Below are 24,636 nucleotides of genomic sequence, written 5' to 3'. Positions count from 1 at the left end.
CTGCGAAGCGCAGATGCGGGAGCCTCTTTCTCAAGCACCCGCCCTTCATCCGGCTGCCATCACCCTCTCTCCGGAGGAGAGAAGGGATTCAGTCATCAACCGGCGGCAGGTACCAAAGGCCTGCCGCTCTCCAGCACCGCGAACGCCGCGGCACCGAGCAGCCCGGTTTCCGGGTGCACCATGGCAATCGTCGGCACCTGCTCCATCGTTTCCTTGAAGCGGCCCTTCGCCTCGAAGCGCTCGCGGAAACCGCCGTGCTGCAGCCACGGCAGCAGGATCGGCAACACGCCGCCGGTGAGGAACACGCCATCCCAGCCACCCAGGCTCAGCACCAGGTCGCCGGCCACGCTGCCGAAGATGCCGGCCAGCGTTTCCACCGTGCGCACGCACAGCGGATCGGTGCCGGCGTTGGCGCGGTCGGTGATGTCTTCGGGGGTGTATTCCTCGGCCTTGAGGCCTTCGATGTCGGCCAGGGCGAGGTAGAGGTTCACCAGGCCGTTGCCGCAGATCATGCGTTCGTTGGAGACGCGGCCGAAGCGCGCGTTGAGGCGGTGCAGGATCTCCACGTCCTCGGCGGTATGCGCGGCGAAGCCGGCATGGCCGCCTTCGGTTTCCAGCACTGTCCAGCGGCCGTCGCGCAGCAGCAGGCCGGCCACGCCCAGGCCGGTGCCCGGGCCTACCACCACGAAAGTCTGCGCATGGTGCGCGCCGATCTTCGGCGGCTGCGGCGCGCCGACCGGCTTGAGTTCGCCAGAGGCCAGCAGAGGCACAGCCATGCCCTGCGCCGCGAAGTCGTTGATCAGGCGCACCGAGTCGAACTTCAGGTCGGCGGCCAGCCCGTGCGCGGACACCTGCCAGGGATTGTTGGTCACCTTCACCGTCTCGCCGTCCACGATGCGGCCGGCGGCGGCGATCACCGCGCGCGACGCCGACAAGCCGCTGTCGGCGAAGTACTGGCGGATGGTGTCGGCCATGGACGGGAAGTCCTTGACCCGGTACCGCCGCACGCTGTCCAGCAGCAGGGGGTTGGGCAGGGCCGGGTCGGCCAGGGCGAAACGGACATTGGTGCCGCCGAGGTCGGCGAGCAGGGTCTTGGCGCTGGAGGTCGAGCTCATGAACGGTCCTGGCAACGGGTCACGCAAGCCTGACGGGTGCGGCCTCAGTCGTCCAGCACCGCCCCGTTGCTTTCGATGACCTGGGAATAGAGTTTCGCCGTCGCCTTGGGCGTGCGCTTCTGCGTGGCGAAATCGACATGGTACAGGCCAAAGCGCTTGGAGAAACCCAGGGACCATTCCAGATTGTCCATCAGCGACCAGGCGTAGTAGCCCTTGAGGTTCACGCCGGCATCGATCGCCTTGCGCAGTGCCTTCAGATGCTTGCGCAGATAGCTGGTGCGCAGGGGGTCGTCGAGGATCTCGCTCTCGGCCACCGGCGGGTCGTAGAAAGCCGAGCCGTTCTCGGTGATGTACAGCGGGATGTCGCCGTAGCGGTCCTTGAACCAGGTGAGCGTGTCGGTCAGCCCCTGCTCGAACACTTCCCAGCCGGTCTCGGTGTAGGTCTTGTTCGGCTGGCGCACCGGCGAGGCCTTGAGGGGGTACTGGCCGGGATCGTTCTTCACCACGGCGCGGGTGTAGTAGTTGATGCCGACGAAGTCGACCTTCTGCTTCGTCAACTGGAAATCGTCTTGCGGGAAGTCCGGCCAGGCGTCGCCGAAGATCTCTTTCAGTTCCGGCGGATAGCTGCCAAGCAGGGCCGGGTCGGCGAACTGCTCATTCATGTAGGCATGGGCGCGGCGCGTGGCGGCCAGATCCTCGGGGCTCTGCGAGTGCGGGTACTTCGGCTCGATGTTGAACACCACGCCGATCTCATGCTTGCCGTGCGCGCGGTAAGCCTGGATGCCGGCGCCGCTGGCGCGCATCAGGTTGTGCGCGGCGATCGGCGCTTCGTATTTGCTGCGATGGCCCGGGGCGAGCGCGCCGTGCAGGTAACCGCCATCGGTCACCACCCACGGCTCGTTGAGGGTGGCCCAGCGCTGCACGCGGCCGTCCAGTGCCTTGAACATCACTTCGGCGTACTCGGCGAACCAGTGCGCGCTGTCGCGGTTGAGCCAGCCGCCGCGGTCGTCCAGGGCGGCGGGCAGGTCCCAGTGGAACAGGGTGGCGTTCGGCGCGATGCCGTTTTCCAGCAGCTCGTCGACCAGGCGCTTGTAGAAATCCAGGCCCTTCTGGTTCACCCGGCCGGTGCCTTCCGGCAGCACGCGCGCCCAGGCGATGCTGAAGCGGTAGCCCTTGAGGCCCAGCGCCTTCATCAACTGCACGTCGTCCTTGTAACGACGGTAGTGATCGCAGGCGATGTCGCCGGTATCGCCGCCGACCATCATCCCGGGCGTGTGGGCGAAACGCTCCCAGATGCTGGGGCCGGCGCCGTCGGCGAGCGGGGAGCCCTCGATCTGGTAGGCGGAGGTGGCGGCGCCCCACAGGAAGCCTTCGGGAAAGCGGTAGCTGGTCATGGTGGAAGTCCCGGATGCCGCATCGCGGCTTGATGTAAACGTTTACATTGGAGAATATCCGAATGTTTCCCGCTTGTGCAGCCTGCCCGGCTGGCCGGCATCCCGCCCGCATGGTTCGATCCACCGTGCCTTGAAGAAGAGAGACGTATCGATGGCCAAGGTTCGCCTGGACAAGCTGCGCAAGGTCTACCCCAACGGCCACGTCGGCGTGGCGGATGCCAGCTTCGAGATCGCCGATGGCGAGCTGCTCGTGCTGGTGGGGCCCTCGGGCTGCGGCAAGACCACGCTGCTGCGCATGATCGCGGGACTGGAATCGATCAGCGGGGGCACCCTGGCCATCGGCGACCGCGTGGTGAACGACGTGGCGCCGAAGGATCGCGACATCGCCATGGTGTTCCAGAACTACGCGCTGTACCCGCACATGACGGTGGCCGAGAACCTCGGTTTCGGACTCAAGCTGCGCGGCATGCCCAAGGCCGAGATCGATCGCCGCGTGGCCGAGGCGGCGAAGATGCTGGAGCTGGAGCCGCGCCTGGGCTCGCGTCCCGCCGCGCTGTCCGGCGGCCAGCGCCAGCGCGTCGCGCTGGGCCGCGCGTTGGTGCGCGACCCGAAGGTGTTCCTGCTCGACGAGCCGCTGTCCAATCTGGACGCCAAGCTGCGTTTGTCCATGCGCGTGGAGATCGCGCGCATCCACCAGCGCCTGGGCGCCACCATGGTCTACGTCACCCATGACCAGATCGAGGCGATGACCCTGGGCGAGCGCATCGTCGTGCTCAATGGCGGGGTGATCCAGCAGATCGACACGCCGATGCATCTCTATGACCGGCCGGCCAATCTGTTCGTCGCGGGCTTCCTCGGCAGCCCGGCGATGAACCTGCTGCGCGGCACGCTGCATGCCGACGGCGGCTGGACCCTGGCCATGCCGCAGGGCGAGCTGAAGCTGGGCGAGCTGCCGCAGGCCTCCGTGCTGGAAGCCTGGCGTGGCCGCGAAGTGGTGGTCGGCCTGCGTCCGGAGGACCTGCTGCCGCGTGCGGATGCCGCCGGCGCCGCGCTCAGCGCGCGACTGGAAGTGCTAGAGCCGGTGGGCAACGAGGTCTTCCTCAATCTGCGCCACGGCGACCTGTCCCTGGTCGCGCGCACCCCGCCGCGCGAGCTGCCGGCGCCGAGGAGCACGCTGCATTTCGGCTTCGCGCCGGAGCGGCTGCATTTCTTCGATGCGGCCGAAGGCACCCGCATCGGCGCCTGAGTGCGAGCCGCGACAAAGTGACCGGGCCGTCCGGCGTGCCGGCGCGGCGGCGCTAAAATGCGCGCTTTCGCCCTGCGAGAGTCCGCCATGAGCTTTCCCGCCATCCGCATGCGCCGCATGCGTCGCGACGCCTTCTCCCGTGCGCTGATGCGCGAGCACACCTTGTTGCCGAGCGACCTGATCATGGTCGCGTTCGTGATCGAAGGCACGGGCCAGCGCGAGGCGGTACCGTCGATGCCTGGCGTGGATCGCCTGTCGGTGGACTTGCTGCTCGACCTCGCCGGCGAATGCGTACGCCTGGGCATCCCCGCGCTGGCGCTGTTCCCCTCGCCGGGCCAGGACGTGAAGACCGAGGATGCGCGCGAAGCCTGGAATCCGGACGGTCTGATGCAGCGGGCCACCCGGGCGCTGAAAGCGAAATATCCGCAGCTGGGCCTGATCGGCGACGTCGCGCTCGATCCGTACACCACGCATGGCCAGGATGGCCTGATCGACGACCACGGCTACGTGATGAACGAGCCGACCGTCGAGGCGCTAATCAAGATGTCGCTAGCGCAGGCCGAGGCCGGCATGGATTTCGTCGCGCCGTCGGACATGATGGACGGACGCATCGGCGCGATCCGCGAGGCGCTGGAAGCCGCCGGCCACATCCACACGCGCATCCTGGCCTACTCGGCCAAGTACGCCTCTTCGTTCTACGGGCCGTTCCGCGACGCGGTGGGTTCGGCCGCCAATCTCGGCAAGGGCGACAAGCACACCTACCAGATGGATGTCGGCAACAGCGACGAAGCCTTGCGCGAGGTGGAGCTGGATATCAGCGAAGGCGCCGATGCCGTGATGGTGAAGCCGGGCATGCCGTATCTGGACGTGCTGCGCCGGGTGAAGGACGCGTTCGGCATGCCGACTTTCGTGTATCAGGTGAGTGGCGAGTACGCGATGCTGAAGGCGGCGTCGATGAATGGCTGGCTCAACGAAAAGGCAGTGGTGCTGGAGTCACTGACCGCGTTCAAGCGCGCCGGCGCCGATGCCATCCTCACCTATTACGCGATCGACGCAGCGCGCTGGCTGCACGGCGAGTGAGCCTCGCTTTTTTTGCCCCCTCTCCCCTCCGGGGAGAGGGCTGGGGTGAGGGGCCGGGCGGAGCGTAGAAGCAGGAACCTCGAAGCAGACGTCGCTTCGCAGGGCCTTTCCCGCGAGCACCCGCCTCTCATTTGCATGTGACCGAAGGGAATCCGCGAGACTGGCACCTTCTCCCCGGACGGGAGAAGGAAGTGCTAAACGTACTGCGCGATGCCAAGGCCGAACGACCAGTTCTCCTTCGCCGTCTCCAGCAGATTGATGAAGAGATTCTCCGGTCGCAGTCCGGGATCGTCCGCCAGCACCTCGGCCATGCGCCTGTAGAACGCCTGCTTTTTCTCCGTCGTACGCGTGTTGTTGCAGGCGATCTGCACGATCACCAGGTCATCGTCGCGCTCGATACCCAGGTAATGGGCATCGAAGTCGAACTCTTCCGCTTCGTACTGGTGGACCAGAATGAAGCGGTCGTTCTCAGGCACGTCAAAGGCTTCGCGCATGGCACGGTAAATGCCGTTGCGCAGAGCGGCGATATAGGCGGGCGATTTGCCGCGGCGCAGGGCGATACGGACGAGGGGCATGGGGTTCTCCTAGGCGGGGAGCATCGCGTGGTGGCGTTGGGGCAACGAGACGTGGCCGACGTCGTAAAGCTGGCGCTGGCCGTGGGCGAGTTCCGCGCGTAGTTCGCCCCATAGGCGAAAGCGGATCAAGGTCCACTGCGCGGGTTCGAAGGCGCTGATGGCGACCAGGGCACCGCGAACGACATCGTCCAGCGCCGCTTCGCGTTCCTGTCGGCGCAGCTCGTCGAGCTTGGCGTACGGCGCGATAGGCAGCACTTCGCGCGAGGCGCAGACGGCCTGCGCGGCGTCGGCCGAAACATGGGCGTGCCATACCGCCCAGGTTTTCACTTCCGGCCAGCCGAAGGCCTGAGTCAGCGCAGCAAAACCGTCGCCGCCCAGAAAGCGGCTCATCCCTTCGGTGTCCTCCCAGAGATAGAACGGCGCATACAGGTTGTGTCGGGTCGGCAGTCGGGCGCCGCGACGGTCTGCGCTGAGATAGGCCTTGAAGCGCAGGCCGGGGAAGCCGTCGAGCAGATGGCCTTTCTCGGCGATGCGGCGGCGGACGATGGCCATGTCGTAATCGGCCGGGAGCACGAAGCTGTATTGCATGGCGAGCATGGCGGTACACCCGATGGTTGACGCGGCCTAACGTAGCGTCACAATAACGTCCTGAAAATCGGGAAATACGAAACTCTCAGTCCATTAAAACGGGATGATGGCCATGCGTCGCGTGAACCTCGATCTGGACGTCCTGCGCAGCTTCGCGCTGGGCGTCGAGCTGGGCAGCTTCGCCAAGGCGGCCGACCGGCTGGGTCGCTCCACCTCGGCGGTGAGCGCGCAGCTGAAGAAACTGGAAGAGCAGGCCGGCGCGCCGATGCTGCGCCGGCAAGGGCGCGGCATGGCGTTGACCGAAGCCGGCGAAATCATGCTGGCCTACGCGCGCCGCCTGCTCGATCTCAACGACGAGGCGGTAGCTGCGGTGCAGGGCGGAGAATTGGAAGGCTGGATTCGCCTGGGCCTGCAGGAGGACTTCGGCGAAGCGCTGCTGACGGACGTGCTGGGCCGCTTCGCACGCGCGCATCCGAAGGTGCGCATCGAAGCACGCATCGCACGCAGTGTGGAATTGCTGGAGCGCGTCGGCAGCGGCCGGCTGGACCTCGCGCTCGCCTGGGAGGCCGGCCACGGGACGCCGCACATGGATCGCCTCGGCGAGACGCCGATGTGCTGGATCGGGCCGGCGGCCGCGTCGCCGGGCTGGTCCGCCGACAGCGGCGAACCGTTGCCGCTGGTGTCGCTCGACGCGCCCTGCCTGATGCGCACCGCCGCGACGGCGGCGCTGGATCGCGCCGGCATTGCCTGGCGCATCGCCTTCACCAGCGCCAGCCTCGCCGGCATCTGGGCCGCCGTGGCAGCAGGGCTCGGCGTCGCCTTGCGCACCGGCATCGGCCTGCCGTCGACAGTGCGCACCCTGTCGCCGGAGGAAAGCGGCTTGCCGCGCTTGCCCGCGCTGGGGCTGTGCCTGCATCGCGCGGAAGCCGAACCGGCGCCGGCGATCGCTCGTCTGGAAGACATTCTGCGCCAGCGGCTGGAGCATGTGCCCGGCGCGTGAGCGCGCCGAAATTTCCTGCCTGCACGCGTTCGCCGCGGCATGCCGCGTGAAATAATCCAACGCATCCCCGCCACTGCCGGATGCGCTCGTGGAAAGCCATTCCTTTCTCAACACCGCGCTGGTGTTCCTGCTGGCGACGGTGATCGCCGTGCCGTTGACCAAGCGCTTCCGCCTCGGTGCGGTGCTCGGCTTCCTGATCGCCGGCGTGGTGATCGGTCCCCAGGTGCTGGGCCTGGTCGCGGATACGGCGGGCATCGCGACCATTTCCGAGTTCGGCGTGGTGCTGATGCTGTTCGTCATCGGCCTGGAGCTGTCGCCGCAGCGTCTGTGGGTGATGCGGCGCGCGGTGTTCGGCGCGGGCCTCCTGCAGGTGACTGCATGCAGCCTGGTGATCGGTGCGGCCTGCTATTACCTGTTCGGCCTGACCGCGAACGCTTCGGCCATCGTCGGCGGCAGCCTCGCGCTGTCGTCCACCGCCTTCGGCCTGCAGATCCTGGCCGAGCGCAAGGAGGCCGGTTCGGCCTACGGCCGGCTCACCTTCGCGGTGCTGCTGTTCCAGGACCTCGCCGCGATCCCGCTGATCGCCGCGGTGCCGCTGCTGGCCAGCAGCGCGTCGCCGCACGGCGTAGATCCGCAGGCCATCCTGCGCACCGTCGGTGCGATCGTGGTGGTAGTGGTGGGCGGTCGGTATCTGCTGCGTCCGGTGTTCCGCTTCGTGGCGCGCGCCAACACGCAGGAAGTGTCCACCGCCACGGCGCTGCTGGTGGTGATGGGCACGGCCTGGCTGATGGAGGAAGTCGGCGTGTCGTCCACTCTGGGCGCCTTCCTCGCCGGCGTGCTGCTGGCCGATTCGGAATACCGCCACGAACTGGAATCGCACATCGAGCCGTTCAAGGGATTGCTGCTGGGCCTGTTCTTCATCAGCGTGGGCATGTCGATGGACATCTCGCTGCTGCTGCACAAGCCGCTGCTGGTGCTCGGCCTGACTCTCGCGATGCTGGCAGTGAAAGGGTTGTTGCTTTGGCCATTGGGCCGCATCGTCGGTGCGTTGAACCGGGCCGATACGCTGCGCATGGTGGTGCTGCTGGCCTGTGGCGGCGAATTCGCCTTCGTGGTGCTGAAACAGGCTGGCGAGCAGCGCCTGATTACCGACAACCAGCAAGGCCTGATCGTGCTGGCCATCACCCTGTCGATGGCGGTGACGCCGCTGGTGGTGGCGATCGTGGCCAAGGCGACCGACGTAAAGGCGAAGAAGCCGGACCGCGAATACGACACCATCGAGACAGCGCCGCCGCGCGTGATCATCGCGGGTTTCGGCCGCGTCGGGCAGATCGTCGGCCGCGTGCTGCGCGCGCAGCGCATCCCGTTCGTGGCGCTGGAATCCTCGGTCGAACAGATGGACACGCTGCGCCGCTTCAACAACACCTCGCTGTTCTTCGGCGATCCCGCTCGCCCGGACCTGCTGCGCGCGGCGCAGGCCGATCAGGCCGAAGTGTTCGTGCTGGCGACCGATGATCCAGAGGCGAACCTGCGCATCGCGCGGCTGGTGCGCCGGCAATACCCGCACCTGAAGATCATCGCGCGTGCGCGCAATCGCCAGCACGTATTCCGCCTGATGGACCTCGGCGTGGAAGAACCAGTGCGCGAAACCTTCTATTCCGGTCTCAAGATGACCCGCAAGACACTGGAGTCGCTGGGCTTGTCCAGCGAGCTGGCGGCCGACCGCGTGGAGCGCTTCCGCCAGCACGACATCAAGCTGCTGAAGGCACAGTACCTGGTGTACGACGACGAAACGCGCCTGGTGCAGACCTCGAAGGAAGCGCTCAACGATCTGCTGCATCTGTTCGATGCGGACGACGATCCGATCGCCAAGCGCGAGCGCGAGGAAGCGGCGGTGACGCCGGTGCAGGATTCGAACTAGCCGGCACTGGTAAATGCGTTGCGCGGAAGAAAGGCATCCTTTGCGGGATGCCTTTTTTTATTGCCAACGGCAACGCGACTGAAGACAGTCGTGAATGCCAGGCGTGAAGTGGCTGTGACCATGCACGGTGCGATCGACAGACCGGTCGCCCATTCGGTCGTGATGCCGCGGTCGTCCGGTGCGGTGGAAATCGCGTCGCATGTTCTCGCCGTTCGAACTGAACGTTTTAATTTGCGTCGTCGCAGGCGCAACTCATTTCGACGCGGATAAGGAAAGATGCGTCGCACTGGAGCCGTGCCGCCGGGGGGCGGGCCGCGCCAGGCCATGCTTCGAGGTCGGCGCCGCTTATGGCTTTGCCCGTTTCATCACCGGTGGTCATCCGTTTCGGCCGCCTGGGCGATACCGTGCTGCTGGCGCCGCTGCTGCGCAAGTTGCATCTGCGCTATGGCGCCCCGTGTCGCCTCGTATCGCTGGGCGAGTGCTCGCGTGCGTTGTATCAAGACCACGACGATGTCGCCCAGGTCCACTGGTTCCACAGCCAGCATGGCTGGCTGTGGACCAACCCGCGGCGGCTGGCGGTCGCGCTGGCGCTGCGTGGTATGCGCGAGGCGCCGTTCTATATCTGCGAGCCGGATGTGCGCACGCGCACCAAGGTGCGCCCGATGCTTGCGTTGGCGGGTGTGGCGGCGTCGCACTGCGTGTTCATCGAAGACACGCCGATGAATGAGGGCGAGCATTGGGCGGATTGGCTGCTGCGTTTCGCCGACCTCGCGCCTGCTGCGTTCTCCGGCACGCCGGCGCTCGATCCATCGCGACAACTCCGCGCACCATCCATTCGCGCTACGCCGGCCGAACGCGCCGAGGCGCGTGCGTGGCTGGTCGCGCAAGGGTGGGATGCATCGCAGCCTTTGGTTCTGATGCAGCCCGCCAACAAGCGCACGATGCGTTGGAACGGCGTGCGGGATCCATCCGACGACGACAAATCCTGGCCGGTATCGCGCTGGGCGGCGCTGGCGCGCGCCATCCTGCAGTGGCAGCCGGAAGCGCGGGTGCTGCTGTGCGGTTGCGCCGCCGAGGCCGGCTATCTGACCAGCATTCGTGCGGAAGCCGGGTTGGCGCGGGTCATCGCTCCCGCCAGCGGCTTGCCGCTGGGGCGGCTGCGCGGATTGATGGAGCTGGCGCACAGCATGGTGTCGGTGGATACCGGGCCGGCGCATCTGGCCGCTGCGACGGGATGCCCGCTGGTGGTGCTGTTCGGCAACCGCTGGCCATCGATGTGGGAACCGCGCAGCGCTTCCGGCAGCGCCGTCACCGTCCTGGGCGGTCTGCCGCACACGCCGAGGGTCGACCGCATTGGTGTAGAGGAAGTGGCGCAGGCCTGGTGGCGGCTACCGCCCCGTCCGGAAGGCGTCGCGCCCGCAGCGACCATGCGGCGGGCGCTCGTGCCGGGGCAGGTCGTTCACTCCGCCGGCTGAGCCGGCTGGCGCAAGGTCTGCCGCACGCTGGGCATCACCGTGCCGACGCGCGCGGCCAGTTCGTGCGCGATATCGACCAGGCCGAGCTGCCGCGCGACGTCGGCCGCGGTGCGGCCGAACGCATCGGCGGCGGCACGATCGGCGCCGCGGGCCAGCAGTACGCGCGCCGGTGGCAGCAGGGCATGCATGGCGCAGGCGTGCAGCGCGGTCACGCCGCGCTGGTCGGCGTGCTCCAGGCGCGCACCGGCATCCAGCAGCACCGGCACCAGGGCGCCGATATGCGTGGCGTCGCTGTTGCTGCCCGGGCGCTGGTGCGCACCCAGTAGCAACAGCAGCGGCGTGTAGCCTTCCTTGTCGGCGCGGTTCACATCGGCATCGCGCTTGAGCAATACGTCGAACAGGCGGCGCGCGCGCAGGCTGTCGTTGTGTTCGAAGCCGAACTGCGCGGCGGCGTGCAGCGCGCCATGGCCACGCGCATCCACGGCCTGAATGTCGGCGCCACCGTCGAGCAGCTGCTCGGCGATTTCCGGATAGCCCATCGCGGCGGCCACCATCAGCGCGGTGGCGTCGCCGGGCAGGCGTTGATCGACCGCGGCGCCGTGTTCCAGCAACAGCGCTACCAGCGTGTCGCGGCGCGCGGCCACGGCAGCGGCCAGCGGGGTCATGCCATTGGCGGCGGCGAGTGCGGTGTCGGCGCCGGCGTCGAGCAGGCGCGCGGCCACGTCGCGATGGCCCATGCCGCAGGCGTGCAGCAGTGCGGTGGCGCCCTGGCGGTCCTGCGTATCGACGGAGAAGTCCAGCTCGATGAGCCGTTCCACCGCGGCCAGCGCGCCAGCGGCAGCCGCGGCCGGCAGATCGTCGGCGCGCAGCGGCCGGCGCGGGCGCGCCCAGGCGCCCCAGTCCAGCCAGCGTTCGACCTCAGGATGATCGAAAGCCAGGCCCAGCGGCGTTTCGCCGTTGGCATCGGTGGCCTCGGCGTCAGCGCCGTGCGCGACCAGGGCGCGCACCAGCGGCAGCGCCTTTTCGCCATGTTCCAGCGCCGCGAACAGCGGCGTGCGGCCCTGCACATCGCGTGTGTTCGGATGACAGCCGCGCGCGAGCAGCGCCTGCAGCACCGGCAGCTGGCCTTGCGCGGCGGCTACGTGTACCGGCGTGCGTTCGCGCGCATCGGGGCCGAACGGATCGGCGCCGCGTTCGAGCAGGTCCAGCGCGAGCGTCATGCTGGCGCGGCTCTCGTCCAGGCGCTGCAGCGCCTGTGCGAACAGGCCGGCGCCGGCCGGGCTGGCGCCAGCGGCGAGTAGATCGTCCATCGCTTCGGCGGCGGCCGGCAGCTGCGGCAGCAGCGCGTCGAACAGGCGGCGGCCCAGCGGCGGCAGCACCGGTTCGGTGCCTTCGGCGATATCGGCGTCGTCGACCAGCTGCGGTTGCAGGCGGGCCTCCGGCGAGAGAGCGTGTTCGAGCAGCCAGCGTCGCGCGGCGCCATGGCCGGGCGCGGCCAGATCCAGGTACAGCTGGGCCAGCTGTGCGGCCGGCCATTCCTTCACGCGCTGAGTGAAGCTGGAAACGATGGCCCAATGGCCGAAGCGCAGCGCATCGAGCAGATGCGCCGGCGTGTCCGCGCCTTCGGCGAGCGCCTCGTCGAAGCGCAGGTTGGTGGGCAGCGGCGTATCCGGGTCGAGCAGCGCGACCAGGTCCCAGCGGCCGGCGGCAGCGGCGTGATCCAGTGCGCTGCGGCCATCGGCACCCGGCGTCTTCGGCTCGGCGCCGAGTGCGAGCAGTGCGCGCACGGTTTCGGCATGCGCGTGCGGCGACTGGCAGGCAAGGGTGAGCGCATCGCGGCCATGCACGTCGCGCACGCGTGCGTCCGGCTGGGCTTCCGCCAGCAGCTGCACGATGCCGACGGCGCCCGCACGTGCCGCTTCCATCAGCGCGGTACGGCCGTGGCGGTCGGCGAGGGTGACATCGGCGCCGGCGCTGCGCAGCGCGCGTGCGATCTGGTCGTGGCCTTCGGCCGCCGCTTCCATCAGCGCGCTGCGGTGGCGCGAATCCACCGCGTTCACCGCGGCGCGGTGCTTGAGCAGCAGGCGCACGCCCTCGGCGTCGTCTTCGGCGATGCCGGCAGCGGCGACCAGGGCCGGCTCGCCGTCCGGCGGGGTGGGCTTGGCGCCGTGCTCGAGCAGGAACTTCACCAGCGGCCAGTTGGCCGCGCGGCAAGCAGTGGCGAGCGGGCTCACGCGGGCGCGGTTGAGTGCGTTCACGGGCGCACCGGCGTCGAGCAGCATGGCGGCGACGATCGGTTCGCCGCTATGTACTGCGCCGTGCAGCGCGGTGTTGCCTTCGGCATCGGTGGCAAGCGGACTGGCCCCGTTGGCGAGCAAGGTCATCACCGCGTCGGGGCGGCCGTGCCAGCTGTCGCGCGTGGCCGCCAGCAACGGGGTGAGCCCGCCGCTGGCGCGATTGACGTCGGCGCCCTTGGCGATCAGCGCGCGCAGCAGGCGCGTGTCGGGCAGCAGGGCGGCGAGCATCAGCACGGGGCGCTGGTCGCGATCGCCCGATGGCGGCACGGTATTCGGATCGGCGCCGGCTTCAATCAGCGCCAGCGCGCGCTCGATATCGCCATCGCGTGTCGCGGCGAGCAGCGCCTGGGCCTGTTCCGGCGTGCCGGCGGTGCGCTCCTGCTCGTTGAGCACTGGCGCGGGCTTCGGTTTCGGCGGCGGAGCGAGCGGTGCAGACTCAGCCGGAGCGCGGGCGGGACGGCGCGCTTCGCACAGCAAGGCACGCAGCGTGCGGTTGGCGATCACCAGGCAGCCCAGCGGCAGCAGCACCACGCCATAGATAGCGAGCGCCATGATGCGCAGCTCTGGCGGCAATACGCCGTACAGGCCGGCCAGGGCGATCGCTGCGAACGCCAGCACCAGCAGCGCGAGCGCGGCCGGGAGGTAATGGGTGAAGAAGCGCTCTTCGCGCGACAAATGTCGGCCGAACGCGATGCTGCGGGCGGTGGCGGTGAAGATCCACGAGCCGTCGCTCTGCGGGGGATAAGCATCGTCCCACACGTAGACCAGGCCGAACGCCGGCCACATGCGCCACAGCGCAGCCAGCGCCACCACCAGGGCGCCGGCCAGCAGCAGAGCCGCGCCCAGGCTGTGCGCCTGGTTGAGCCGCAACATCGGCCACGCCACCAGCAGGAACACCAGCACGACATAGCCGGTGAACATCACCAGATGCGCGGCGCCGCGGCGCAGCACGGTGCGCATGAAGCGCGGCTCCGGATCGAAGCCGATCGCGTGGCACACCGCAGCCATCGTCAGCGCGTTGGCCAGCAGCAGGGGGATCAGCGATAGAGGGCTGGCGCTCAGAGCGGCGGCGGCGACGGCGAGCAGGCCTGGCACGAACCAGAGCAGACTCTGCAGGAAAGGCGTCGGGCGGCGCGTTTTGGAATAGGACATGGCGAGGGAGTATAGGAATCGTTAGAACGGCAGAAGGTAATCCGGCGTTAACCAGACGCCGGGGTACGCCAACGCCTGGCGCTATTGACCAGCACCGCCGAGCGGCGTGTCCTTGATCACCGGCTGGGGTACCGCGACCGTATGCGTCGGCGGCAACTGCAGGTGCCAACCCTGGTTTTGCAGATTGGCCAGCACCGCGGCCGCGTCTTCCTTGGGCAGCTTGCGCTGCGCGTCGAGTTCCACCTCAAGCACGAAGCGCAGGTCGCCGAGCATGAGCGCGAGCGATTCAGGCAGCACGCTGAAGTCGTCGTGGCGGGCGAGCCAGACATAGGTATCGGCCTTGCGCAGGCTGGCGTAGACAAAGCAGTGCATAGGCAGGACCTGGATGCGAGGGCGGCGCGCGAGCGCGCGCGAAGAAATATCGACCCGCAATGGTCCGCGCCTTGGCCGCGATGGTCAACGCACACAGCGGCGATCTCCCGTCATTGATGGTCGAACGGCGTTGATCGGTCGCGCTTTTGTCAATTGCTGCGACCGCACTTGCAAGGGTTTCGTTAAGCCGGCACAGTGCCCGCCGGGGATGTCAAACGCGCGTATGAATTTGCTTGCCGGTCAGCCCCTTACTGTGCCCCGATTCGGACTAACGATAAGCAGGAGCTTCCGATGCAGAGTTCTCTCCGTTCCTTTCCGCGTGCGGCGCGCCCGCTCGCCTTCGCCGCGCTGAGCCTGGCTGTCGCCGGCGCGCTGCTCGCGCCGCAGAGCGCTGAAGCCAGCGCCTTCCAGCTGAAGGAAAACAGCGCCAAGTCCATGGGTCGCGCCTACGCCGGCTCGGTCACCGCCGGCGGCGACGCATCCGTGGTGGTGAACAACCCGGCCGCGATGACCGACCTGAAGGGCACCTATTTCCAGGCCGACGTCACTGCCATCAATTTCAGCGCCAAGTTCAAGGGTTCGGCCAATGACGCGCTTGGCCGCCCGATCAGCGGCGGCAATGGCGGCGATGCCGGCACCACCATGCCGGTCCCGGCCTTGTTCTTCGCCACTCAGCTCGGCGACAAGTGGCACATCGGCGCCGGCTTCTCGGTGCCGTTCGGCTTCCTGACCGAGTACGACAAGAACTGGGTGGGTCGCTACAACGGCATCAAGTCGAAGTTCGAGTCGCTGGACGGCACGCTGTCCGCCTCGTTCGACGTGACCGACACCTTCACCGTGGGCGCGAGCTTCATCGCCCAGCGCACCAGCGCCGAGCTGACCAGCGCGATCAACTTCAACAGCGTGGGCCTGGGCTTGATCCAGCAGGCCGCCGCCGCGGGCAAGCTGACCCCGGCGCAGGCGCAGGCGCTGGGCCAGCAGGTCAATGTGGTCGTGCCGGCCGGCGGCAGCAGCGATGGTCTGGCCCGCATCAAGGGCGACGACTGGGGCTACGGCTGGCAGCTGGGCGGTTACTGGAAGCTGACCCCGAACGACAAGCTGGCGCTGAACTACCGCTCCAAGATTTCGCACAAGCTCGAAGGCACCGGCAACTTCACCGTGCCGACCAACGTGCAGGCCCTGCTGGCCAACCCGACCGTGGCCGCGCTGCTCGCCGGTGCCGGCGGCGTGCCGTTCACCCACACCACGGGCACGGCCGACTTCACCACGCCGGCCACGGCCACCGCCAGCTTCTGGCACCAGGAAGAGAAGTTCGGCCTGGGCTTCGACCTGGCCTGGACCAAGTGGGACGTGTTCAAGCAGCTGCGCGTCGACTACGGCAACCCGGCCCAGCCGCCGAGCATCGAGCAGTACGATTGGCGCAACACCTGGTACGCGGCGGTGGGTGGCGATTATTACCTCAACGACAAGGTGACCCTGCGCGCCGGTGTGTCCGTGGACACCACGCCTACCCATGCGAGCACCCGCAGCCCGCGCGTGCCGGATTCGACCCGCAAGTTCCTCTCGTTCGGCGTGGGCTACAAGGCCAGCCAGAACTTCGAGATCAATGCCTCCTACACGCACATCTTCGTCAACAACGCGCACATGAATGGCGTGTCGAGCTCGACGGGCGACGTGCTGGCGGGCAATTTCGACGACTACGGCAACCTGCTGAGCCTCTCGGCGCAGTACAAGTTCTAAGCGTCGTTGTCGCATCTAAAGACCTCCCCGTGTGAGCGGGGAGGTTTTTTTATGGGCCGGACGCGTACATCGCTGGCGCGATCGCTGCTCAAGGAGGTGTTGATGAAAATGACCATTGAAGCGGTTGTCGAGGCGTGCCGCGCCCGCTCGCAGGTGAGAAGTTGGCTTACTCGATGTTTCCTCGCAGGGTGGATGCTCGCCAGTGGTGCGCTCTGCGCGCAGGAGCCGGCTGCTGGGCCGCCAGCGACGGAGGTCGGCGTCCAGGAAAGCGACAAGCAGCTAGGCTGCCTTGACGAGAGCGAGCTGGCCGTTGCCATCGCGCGGGTCGATGAGAAGTTGAGCGGGCCCGCGCGGACCTGGTTTGACACCCAGGCACGTGATCGCCAGACGGAGTTCCAACGGGCAGCGCAAGGAGACCCGGCGGCCATGGCACGGATCGCCGATGACTGGATGGATTGCTATGGTCACGGCCAGCCCATGACGGACTCGCAGCGCGACCGAGTGCTCGCCTACCTCAGGCACAGCGCGGAGCGCGGCGATAAACGATCGGCGTCCAAGCTTGGTCTGCTGCATGCGCGCGGCCTGATCGCGCCGCAGGACTATGGCGAAGCCTATCGCTGGTATGCACGGTCGGATAGCCAGTTGTCGGAGAAGCGTTCCACTCTAAGTGCCGACAGCGGACTGGCGGATGATCAAGTCGAGCGTGTGATTGCGTACCAGAAGGCGGCGCTGAACCTGCTTGAACAGGACCCGGCGCTGCTGGTCACGATGCGCGAGCGCTTGAGCCTTGGCGCCATTTATTACTCGACTGTCATCCGTTTTGAAGGCTGCTCACGCCGCGCCGAGTTGACTGCAAATCAGCCCGAGCTCGAACCCTCGCGTATCCAGCGGGCGATAGCCCGGATCGCCGATGACCTATCCGTCCTTCCCATGGCGGGCGTGCCTTGCACGGATGCGCGCGGGCAACCTCTACGCTGGGAAGTGCCTTACACATTCGATCGTCCGGCCCTGAGGTCGACGCTGCGTGGTGGCGGTGCGCCGTGATCGCGACGGATCAACCGGCTCAGCCACGCTTGAGCATGATTTGAAGCATCCTGCGGAACCGCTCTCCATACGGCGGATTGAGCAACCCAGCCCCGTTGAGCCGCGCCTGCCGGAATACCGGCTTCATGTGCGAGAACGTGCGGAAGCCCGCTTCGCCGTGATAACCGCCGGTGCCGGATGGCCCCACGCCGCCGAACGGCAGGTCGTGCTGGGCGATGTGGTAGAGCGTGTCGTTGATGGTGACGCCGCCGACGCTGGTGTGCGCGAGCACGCGCTCGATCAGCGCCTGATCCTGCTCGAACAGATATAGCGCCAGCGGGTGCGGGTGGGCGGCCACGTAGGCGATGGCCTGGTCGATGTCGTCGTATGGCACCAGCGGCAGCAGCGGGCCGAAGATTTCTTCCTGCATCACGGCCATGCTCTCATTCACGCCAGTGAGCAATACCGGCAACATGCGCTGCCGCACTACGTCGTCGCCACCGTCGCCCAGCGGCTCGATCTTCGCGCCTGCGCGCGCCGCATCGTCGCGCAAAGCGGCCAGCCGCTGGTACTGCCGTTCGGAAATGATGCTGGCGTATTGCGCGTTGTCGACCGGGCGCGGAAACAGCTTCGCGGCCGTGGCGCGTGCGGCGGCGACGAACTCGGCCACGCGCTCGCGCGGCAACAGGACGTAGTCCGGCGCGATGCAGGTCTGTCCCGCATTGAACAGCTTGCCCACCAGGATACGTTCCACCGCGTTGTCGAAACGCGCGCCAGGACCGACGATGGCTGGCGATTTGCCGCCGAGCTCCAACGTCACCGGCGTAAGGTTGGCCGACGCGGCGCGCATCACGTGGCGACCCACCGCGGTGGAGCCGGTGAAGAGCAGATGGTCGAAGGGCAACGCGGAGAACGCTTGCGCCACGTCCGCGTCGCCCGTGACGATGCGCAGTTCCTCGGGCTTGAAATAGCGCGCCGCCAGCCGTGCGAACAGCGCGGAGAAATGCGGTGTGTACTCGCTCATCTTCACCATCGCGCGGTTGCCCGCCGCGAGTGCGTCGATCAGCGGGCCGGCGGCCAGGTACAGCGGATAGTTCCACGGCACGATGATGCCGACCACGCCCAGCGGTTGCGGATGCAGTTCGTTGCGCGCGGGCATGAACAGCAGGCCGGGAAGGCTGCGGCGCGTCCGCATCCAGCGGCGGCCGTGGCGCAGCGCGTGGCGGATCGCCGACAGGCTGGGGAAGATCTCCAGCAGGTCGGTTTCCTGCGCGGGCCGGCCGCCGAAGTCCTGATCGATCGCGTCGACGATATCGCCGCGATGCTCCGTGATCAGTGCCTGCAGTGCGCGCAGCCGTGCCGCGCGCGCAGGCCAGTCCGGCATGGGGTTGCGTGCGTGGGCGTCGCGCATGCGCAGCAGCTCAAGTTCGAGCGAATCGAGGTCGTGCGAGTCGGCGGCGTTCATCGGCTTTTAGAATTTCGCGCGAAGTTCCACGCCCCACATGCGCGGTGGCGTGATGCTGGCATATGGCGTGCCGAACACGGTGGTGCTGATGTTGTTCACGCCGGTGACGTAGCGATCGTTGAAAAGATTGCTAGCGTACAGCGCCACGCCCCAGCGGTCGCCGGGCGCATGCCAGTCCAGCCGCGCATCGGTGCGGTGCTGCGCTTCGCCGACCTTGAAGTTCGGACTGATGACGCATTCGCCTTGCAGGCGTGAATCGTTGTTGCAGCGGGTTTTGCCACGGTAGGCATAGTTCAGGTCGAACTCCAGCTGGCCGCCGACGACGTTGCGCCACGTATACGCCAATCCCGCGGTGTAGGAGAAACGCGGTTCACCGGTGGGCTGGCCCGTGAGCACCGCGCCGGAATCGGCGACTGCCCTGCGGTAGGTGGAGTCGATATACGCACCGGTGAAGTTCAGGCGCAGATCGCGCACGGGCTGCCACAGCGCTTCCAGTTCGAAGCCCTTGGCCTCCTGGTCGGTACTGTTGACCAGGTAGCGCGGCACGCCGGAACCGGCGCTGTTCGGATCCAGGCTGAGCGATTGCTTGTTGTCATAGCGGTAGTAGTACACCGAGCCGTTGAGCAGCAGATTGTGCTCGGGAAAGGTGGTTTTGATACCCGCTTCGTAATTGATCACCTTCTCCGGTGCGAAGCGCGAGCCGACCTGCACGCTGTTGTAGCCGCCGGCCTTGTAGCCCTTGGTCACCGAGGCATAGCCCATCACGTCCGGCGTGAACTTGTAGTCCAGCACCAGACGCGGGCTGACGTCGTTCCAGGTGTTGTGGAAGCGCACCGGCACGCCGACCGCATCGGTGAAGATGATGTTGTTACCGAACGCCGCCAGCGCCATCTGCGCTTCGGGTGGCAGCATTGCGATCACGCCGGCCTGGTCCAGCGCCTGGATGGTGCCGTCGAATTGCGGAGCACTGCGCGGCATGTTGTACCAGGAGAACGTCTTCTGGTCGCGCGTGTAGCGGATGCCGGTGGTGATGTTGAAGCGATCGTTGATGTGCCAGATCACGTCGCCGAATGCGGCATACGCCTTGAACTTGCCCACGTTGCTGATCGCCTCGTGCCAGGGATCGCCCAGCAGTGTGTACGGCAGGCCCATCGCTCCCAGCGCGTTGCTGATGTCGGTGAGCGGCGTGCCCACGCCCATCACGTTGTTGGCCAGCGTGTCCAGGCTGTCGGTGAAGATGTTGGTCTGGCTGGTCTGGCGCGCCTGCTCCTGGTAATAGCTCGCGCCCGCCACCCAGTCGGCGATGCCGGTCGTGCCGGATAGCTTGAATTCCTGGTACCAGCTGTTGTTGTGCTCGATGTTGGCGGTGTCCAGGTACGAGACGATGTGGTTGGTGCCGTCGTAATCGCCGCGATTGAGCGTGTCGAAGCCGCGCCACGCCGTCGTCGAGACCAGGCTGCCCCAGCTGAAGGAGTGGTCGAAGCTCAGCGTCACGCCGTCGAAGGTGCGCGACTCGCCGCCGCCGACCGCGTCGTTGTACAGCGGCGCATGCAGCGGGTTGAGATAGGTCGTGGGATCCGGCGGGAACGGCGGCCGTTGATTGGTGTCGTTCGACAGCGGCACCAGCCCGAACGCAGGATGTGGCGGCTGGTTGAGTTTCTCGTGATCCCACGACAGCAGCATGCGGGTGTCGGGCGTGAGGTTCCAGCGGAACACCGCGCGTGTGCCCCAGTCGTTGTCTTCCCCATAGCGCTTGCCGGTGGCGGCATCCTTGACCCAGCCGTCGCTCTGGTTGTCGTATGCGCTCACACGCAGCGCCATGTCACGGTTGATCGGCACATTCAACAGCGCGTCGCCATAGACCTTGCCGTAGTTGCCCACGCGCAGGCGCGCCTTGCCTTCAAAACGGTCGGTCGGCTCGTTGGTCACGATGGAGATCGCGCCGGCCGCGGCGTTGCGTCCGAACAGCGTGCCCTGCGGCCCCTTGAGCACTTCCACGCGGGCCAGATCATTGAAGGCCAGCAGTGCGCCGCCGGAGCGCGCCGCGTACACGCCGTTGATATACACGCCCACGGCCGGTTCGGTGCCGATGCCGAAGTCGCTGGTGGCAATGCCGCGCAACTGATAATTGGGCTGGGTAGGTTGATCCTGGGTGATGACCAGGCCGGGCACGAACAAGTCCATCTTGCTCAGATCGGTCGCCGCCAGCGTATCGACCTGCTTGGCGGTGACGATCTGCAGCGGGATCGGCACCGACTGCATTTCCTGGCTGCGGCTCTGCGCGGTCACCGTGATGTTGTCCAGCAGCTTGGCCTTGCCCGGATCGGCCTTCTGGTCTTGCGTGCCGCTCTGCGGACCGGCGGGCGCGTTCTGCTCGTCGGCCAGCGCGGCCTGCGTGCACAGCAGCAATGCGGTGCCTCCCAGCAGCTGGCGCAGGCTCGCGGACAGCGGACGTGGACGGATGCTCATCAGCGGTTCTCCCCTCGTGGACAGCGCCGCGTCCCCACGCGATCGCCGTGCTGTGGTTCTTGTGTAAGCGGCGCGCGTCAGCGCACGGTCACGCAGCCCCCTTGCTGCGCGGCGATCCAGGCCTTGATCAGCGCCACGCCTTCGCGATGGACGGTGCTGCGGCCCAGCTCCGGCATCATCTCGCCGGGATCGGCCGAGGCCATGCGGTAGGCGATGATCGAGTCGTCCGGCTGGCCGGGCACGATGTCGAACAAGTGGTCGCCGGTGCCGCGGCCGGCCGCGACGGGCGGCTTGCAGATACCCAGGTGGCGGTCCTCCGCCGCGCTCGCATCCAGTGTGAGCGCCGTGGTGTTGGCCGCGCCCTTGGCGTTGTGGCAGTGGCCGCAGTTGATATCGAGGTAGGCGCGCGCACGGGCGTCCAGCGCGGCATGCTCGTCCATCCAGTTGGCATTGCGCGGCGCCTGGGCGGAGGCGGGCGCGCCGGTCAGGTAGCCGACCTTGGTCAGGTGCTCGAGCTGGTTCTGCGTGCCGTCTGCGTAGTGGTAATCGCGGTTGAGATGGCGCGCTTTCGGGCCGATCGGATGGATCTTCCGCGTGACCCAGTCTTGCGCGTGGCAGCTGGAGCACTGGCTCTCGTCGGGCACGACGTAGTTGAAGTCTTCGCGCGACTTGTCGTCGGCAACCAGCGTGAGCGGGAGCACGGCACCGGTACGGGCGAGATCGGCCTCGGTCTGCGTGTCGTTCCAGACATAAGGAATCGCCGCCCAGCCGTCGGGACGATGTACCAGGATGCGCGTTTCGACTAGGTGCACCTTGGACAGATCCAGTCCTTCGCCGGCGAAATCGTGCGAGCTGTCATAGGTGCGCGCTACGTCGCCCGTCTTGCCGTCCGCCGTCTTCGGGTAATAGAAGGTCTTGCTGATCACCGTGCCGACCGGGAAGTCGAAGGTGTCCGTGGCGTCGTACTTCGCCGCGGTGCCCTTGGGCATCCAGACGGTGCGCAGCTTGTGCGCGTAGTCGGTAAACAGCGGCGTGTTGAGGTCGTAGGGCACCACGCCCTGATTGAGCATCAACTTGCCGTCGCGTGCTTCCACCACGTGCCACTCGCTGAGCTTCGGTGGCCGGCCGTCGGCGTGATAAGCCACCGGCGCCATGCCCTGCTGGCAGCCGACGAGAACGACAGCGCCCAGCAGCGCGAATGCGCTCATGAAGAACCGCTTGCGCATCGCCACGCCTCAGGACTTCGCTGCGTCGAGCACGACCGGCGGCAGCTTGGGCAGCGTGCATTCGAACGGCTTGGTGTCGGTGCTGGGGTTCTTGTAGTCGTTGGGGCCGTCCGCATTGAGCACGCCGCTGGCGCCCTGAATGCAGATGCGGTCTTCATCGGATAGCGTTCCGTGCCTGGTATCGGCGTAGCCGTCCCACAGCACGTCGGGGAACTTGCCGCTCATGCCGTACACGGCGGTCTTGAGCATCTTCAGCTTCATGCCGTCGGGCGAGTCGCCGCCGCCCTTGAAACGGTTGCCGTAGACGAAGATGCCCTTCGGGTACGGGTTGTAGTCGGCCGCTACGCCCTTGGTGTTGTAGTAGTTGGTGGAGAAGTAGCTGGAGATGATCACGTTCGCCGTGCGGTGCTCGGCGATGTCGTTGTCGAAGATTTCCACCTTGTCGTTGGAATTGACCACCACGCCGGAGCCTGCCGGCACGCTCGCCACTGCCGCGCCCTTCGCAGCGAAATTGTCGAGGTTGTTGGCATTGACCTGGTTCTTGAACACGCGTGTGGCTCTGCCGGCCTGCGAAAGGTTGGGCATATTGAAGACCAGGATGCCGCCGGTGTTGCCGGTGGCGACGTTGTCGTAGACGTCGGCGTCGATCGAGTTCTCGATCTCGATGCCGGCCACGTTCTGCTCGGCGCGGTTGCGACGCACCACGATGTTCTTCGACTGGCCCACGTAGATGCCCGCGTCGGATGCGCCGGTGACCGAGGAATCCTCGATCAGCACGTTTTCGGTCTTCACCGGATACAGGCCGTAGGCGCCGTTGGTGGTCTTGGGGCCGTCGGTCCAGGCCACGCGTACGCCGCGAATGGTGATGTTCTTGCCCTGGTTGATCTTCAGCGCATCACCCTTGGTGTCTTCCAGCGACAGGTTCTCGATGGTGAAGTCGCTGGCGTTCACCAGCAGTCCTTCGGGGCCGACCACTTGGCCCTTGAACGAGAGCACCGTCTTGTCCTTGCCGGCGCCGCGGATGGTGACGCCGTCGGTGCGCAGGCTCAGGCCGCGATTGAGGTGATAGTGCCCGGCGGGTATCTCGATGACGCTGCCCGGCTTGGCGTCCAGCAACTGCTGTTGCAGCTTGGCCTGGAAGGCTTCGTCGCCGCCCTGGGCAGCCGGCTGGTCGTGGCCGCCGCAGGCGGTCAGGCCGGCCGCGAGCGAGGTGATGAAAAGCAACTTGCGCATGTCCGGTGAACCTCCCCAAGTAAACCGAATGGCGACGGGATCGCAGGTCGCCACGACGGCCCACTGTTACGCAAGCGCCGGCCTCCGGGGAGGGGGAAACGGCCAGGGTATGGGGGGCAGAGCGGCCAAGGTGGCGCGCTTTCCGCGCTTCAGGCGGCGCGTCGCGCCGCCTGCGGCGGCATGCCCGTCCAGCGCTTGAATGCGCGACGGAACTCGCGCGGATCGCTGAAGCCCAGTTCGCTGCCGATCTCGGCCACGCTGAGCGCGCCGGCCTGGAGCAGTTCCAGCGCACGTTCGGCGCGCACGCGGTCGTGGATCTCGCGGAAGATGCGCCCGCTCTCGGCGAGCTTGCGCCGTAGCGAGCGCTCGCTGAGGTTGAGCGTGCGCGCCACGTCCTGCAGCCTCGGCTGCTGGCGCAGCCGGCCGCGCAGCAGGCGCTCCACTGCGGCGACGATCTCCTGGTGCGGCTCGCCGCCATCCGGCGTGAGCTGCTGTGCGCATAGAGCGAGCGCCTGCTTCGCGGTCAGCGGGTTGTGGCCGGGCAGCGGGCGAGCCAGCCACTGGGTGCCGATCAGCAGCCGGCATTGCGGTGTGCCGAAGCGCACCTCGCACTCGAATAGTTCTTCGTACGCGCGCGCATACGCGGGGCGCGGGAAACTGAATTCCGCACGCACCGGACGCAGCTCCGGACCGACCAGTTCGCGCGCGATCATCAGGCAGCTGGCGAACAGTTCCTCGCAGAAGAACGGCAGCAGTTCGGTATCGCCGAAGCGCGGCCACGCCACCAGCGCCACTTCGCGCTCGCTGAGCTGTTCGAAATTCAGCGCCAGCAGGCAACCGCAGATCTTGTGATGGGCGATGCCGGCCAGCATTGCATCGCCCAAGGTGCGCGAGGTCATCATGGCGAGGCCGAGCAGGCCGAAGCCGCCAATGGTGCCTTCGCGGCCGATGCGCAGGCCCGCGTCGGGCACGTCCAGCGCCTGCAGCGCACGGCGTACGAACAGGCTGGCCTGGCGATAGGAAACGCGCAGCGCGGGATCGGCGATCTGGGCCCGGCTCAGCGCGAGGCCGGCGAACCACGGGCGGCTGTCCACGCCCAGCGCGTCGGCCATCTGGGTCAGGTAGAGCAGCTTGTTGGGCGGGAACTCCGCCGCGGTGTAGCGCGGATCGTCCGCGGCCAGCGCGGGGCCGGCGGCATGAGAGGAGGAACCGACCAGGGCGGCGGGGCGTGCCATCGTGCCAGGAACTCCAGCGGGGCCGGCGGA

The 24,636-nt window shown here is 67.2% G+C and carries 18 protein-coding genes; 7 read left to right on the top strand and 11 right to left on the bottom strand.

From position 1 onward, the window contains the following. Positions 1–95: 95 nt before the first annotated feature. Both glk and ACNR9O_RS18845 read right to left on the bottom strand, forming a co-directional pair. Positions 96–1,115 (bottom strand): glucokinase, encoded by a 1,020-nt coding sequence (gene glk, locus ACNR9O_RS18850; RefSeq protein ID WP_473685957.1) that lies wholly within the window; start codon positions 1,113–1,115, stop codon positions 96–98. 44 nt (positions 1,116–1,159) lie between these two features. Next, positions 1,160–2,509: a GH1 family beta-glucosidase gene (locus ACNR9O_RS18845; RefSeq protein ID WP_473685959.1), complete on the bottom strand. Its 1,350-nt coding sequence runs from the start codon at positions 2,507–2,509 to the stop codon at positions 1,160–1,162. Positions 2,510–2,660: 151 nt separating this feature from the next. Here ACNR9O_RS18845 and ACNR9O_RS18840 point away from each other — a divergent pair, with 151 nt between their 5' ends. Together ACNR9O_RS18840 and hemB are read left to right on the top strand one after the other, a co-directional pair. Next, positions 2,661–3,755: an ABC transporter ATP-binding protein gene (locus ACNR9O_RS18840; RefSeq protein ID WP_473685961.1), complete on the top strand. Its 1,095-nt coding sequence runs from the start codon at positions 2,661–2,663 to the stop codon at positions 3,753–3,755. A gap of 87 nt (positions 3,756–3,842) precedes the next feature. Next, a complete protein-coding gene (hemB, locus tag ACNR9O_RS18835) occupies positions 3,843–4,835 on the top strand; it encodes a porphobilinogen synthase (protein ID WP_473685963.1) in 993 nt (330 codons plus the stop codon). A 194-nt stretch (positions 4,836–5,029) separates the two neighbouring features. Here hemB and ACNR9O_RS18830 read toward each other — a convergent pair whose 3' ends face one another. After that, positions 5,030–5,410, bottom strand: coding sequence for a tautomerase family protein (locus ACNR9O_RS18830; protein WP_473685965.1), 381 nt, complete (start codon positions 5,408–5,410; stop codon positions 5,030–5,032). Between the two features lie 9 nt (positions 5,411–5,419). After that, complete coding sequence (locus ACNR9O_RS18825) at positions 5,420–6,007, bottom strand: DUF4865 family protein (RefSeq protein WP_473685967.1); 588 nt, start codon at positions 6,005–6,007, stop codon at positions 5,420–5,422. A 103-nt stretch (positions 6,008–6,110) separates the two neighbouring features. Here ACNR9O_RS18825 and ACNR9O_RS18820 point away from each other — a divergent pair, with 103 nt between their 5' ends. The 3 genes from ACNR9O_RS18820 (at position 6,111) to ACNR9O_RS18810 (ending at position 10,394) form a co-directional block, all read left to right on the top strand. Beyond that, positions 6,111–6,998 (top strand): LysR substrate-binding domain-containing protein, encoded by an 888-nt coding sequence (locus tag ACNR9O_RS18820; RefSeq protein WP_473685969.1) that lies wholly within the window; start codon positions 6,111–6,113, stop codon positions 6,996–6,998. A gap of 88 nt (positions 6,999–7,086) precedes the next feature. Beyond that, positions 7,087–8,919 carry a monovalent cation:proton antiporter-2 (CPA2) family protein gene (locus ACNR9O_RS18815; protein ID WP_473685971.1) on the top strand — a complete coding sequence of 611 codons (1,833 nt, stop codon included), beginning with the start codon at positions 7,087–7,089 and terminating at the stop codon, positions 8,917–8,919. Between the two features lie 347 nt (positions 8,920–9,266). Further along, positions 9,267–10,394, top strand: a complete 1,128-nt coding sequence (locus tag ACNR9O_RS18810) for a glycosyltransferase family 9 protein (protein ID WP_473685973.1) — start codon at positions 9,267–9,269, stop codon at positions 10,392–10,394. On the opposite strand, the gene ACNR9O_RS18805 is transcribed toward ACNR9O_RS18810, so the two are convergent. Further along, on the bottom strand, positions 10,379–13,843 hold the full coding sequence (locus ACNR9O_RS18805; protein ID WP_473685975.1) for an ankyrin repeat domain-containing protein: 3,465 nt from the start codon (positions 13,841–13,843) through the stop codon (positions 10,379–10,381). The genes ACNR9O_RS18810 and ACNR9O_RS18805 overlap by 16 nt on opposite strands. A gap of 81 nt (positions 13,844–13,924) precedes the next feature. Then, positions 13,925–14,215, bottom strand: coding sequence for a YcgL domain-containing protein (locus ACNR9O_RS18800; RefSeq protein WP_473685977.1), 291 nt, complete (start codon positions 14,213–14,215; stop codon positions 13,925–13,927). A 291-nt stretch (positions 14,216–14,506) separates the two neighbouring features. On the opposite strand from ACNR9O_RS18800, the gene ACNR9O_RS18795 reads away from it, so the two are divergent. Further along, a complete protein-coding gene (locus ACNR9O_RS18795; RefSeq protein WP_473685979.1) occupies positions 14,507–15,955 on the top strand; it encodes an OmpP1/FadL family transporter in 1,449 nt (482 codons plus the stop codon). Positions 15,956–16,057: 102 nt separating this feature from the next. Beyond that, positions 16,058–16,999 carry a hypothetical protein gene (locus ACNR9O_RS18790; protein WP_473685981.1) on the top strand — a complete coding sequence of 314 codons (942 nt, stop codon included), beginning with the start codon at positions 16,058–16,060 and terminating at the stop codon, positions 16,997–16,999. 19 nt (positions 17,000–17,018) lie between these two features. Here ACNR9O_RS18790 and ACNR9O_RS18785 read toward each other — a convergent pair whose 3' ends face one another. The 5 genes from ACNR9O_RS18785 to ACNR9O_RS18765 all read right to left on the bottom strand — a co-directional run bounded on the left by ACNR9O_RS18785 (position 17,019) and on the right by ACNR9O_RS18765 (position 24,606). Further along, entirely contained in the window at positions 17,019–18,443 is a 1,425-nt protein-coding gene (locus ACNR9O_RS18785; RefSeq protein WP_473685983.1) for a coniferyl aldehyde dehydrogenase, read from the bottom strand. 6 nt (positions 18,444–18,449) lie between these two features. Continuing rightward, a complete protein-coding gene (locus ACNR9O_RS18780) occupies positions 18,450–20,912 on the bottom strand; it encodes a TonB-dependent receptor (protein ID WP_473685985.1) in 2,463 nt (820 codons plus the stop codon). Between the two features lie 77 nt (positions 20,913–20,989). Further along, positions 20,990–22,138, bottom strand: a complete 1,149-nt coding sequence (locus ACNR9O_RS18775; RefSeq protein ID WP_473685987.1) for an SO2930 family diheme c-type cytochrome — start codon at positions 22,136–22,138, stop codon at positions 20,990–20,992. Between the two features lie 9 nt (positions 22,139–22,147). Beyond that, positions 22,148–23,371 (bottom strand): parallel beta-helix domain-containing protein, encoded by a 1,224-nt coding sequence (locus tag ACNR9O_RS18770; RefSeq protein WP_473685989.1) that lies wholly within the window; start codon positions 23,369–23,371, stop codon positions 22,148–22,150. A 149-nt stretch (positions 23,372–23,520) separates the two neighbouring features. Next, positions 23,521–24,606 (bottom strand): AraC family transcriptional regulator, encoded by a 1,086-nt coding sequence (locus ACNR9O_RS18765; RefSeq protein WP_473685991.1) that lies wholly within the window; start codon positions 24,604–24,606, stop codon positions 23,521–23,523. Between the last annotated feature and the right edge of the window lie 30 nt (positions 24,607–24,636).

This window comes from Dyella sp. CR10, assembly GCF_055814425.1.
The sequence above is the reverse complement of the archived record's forward strand: the minus strand, read 5'-3'. Positions and strand labels throughout refer to the sequence as shown.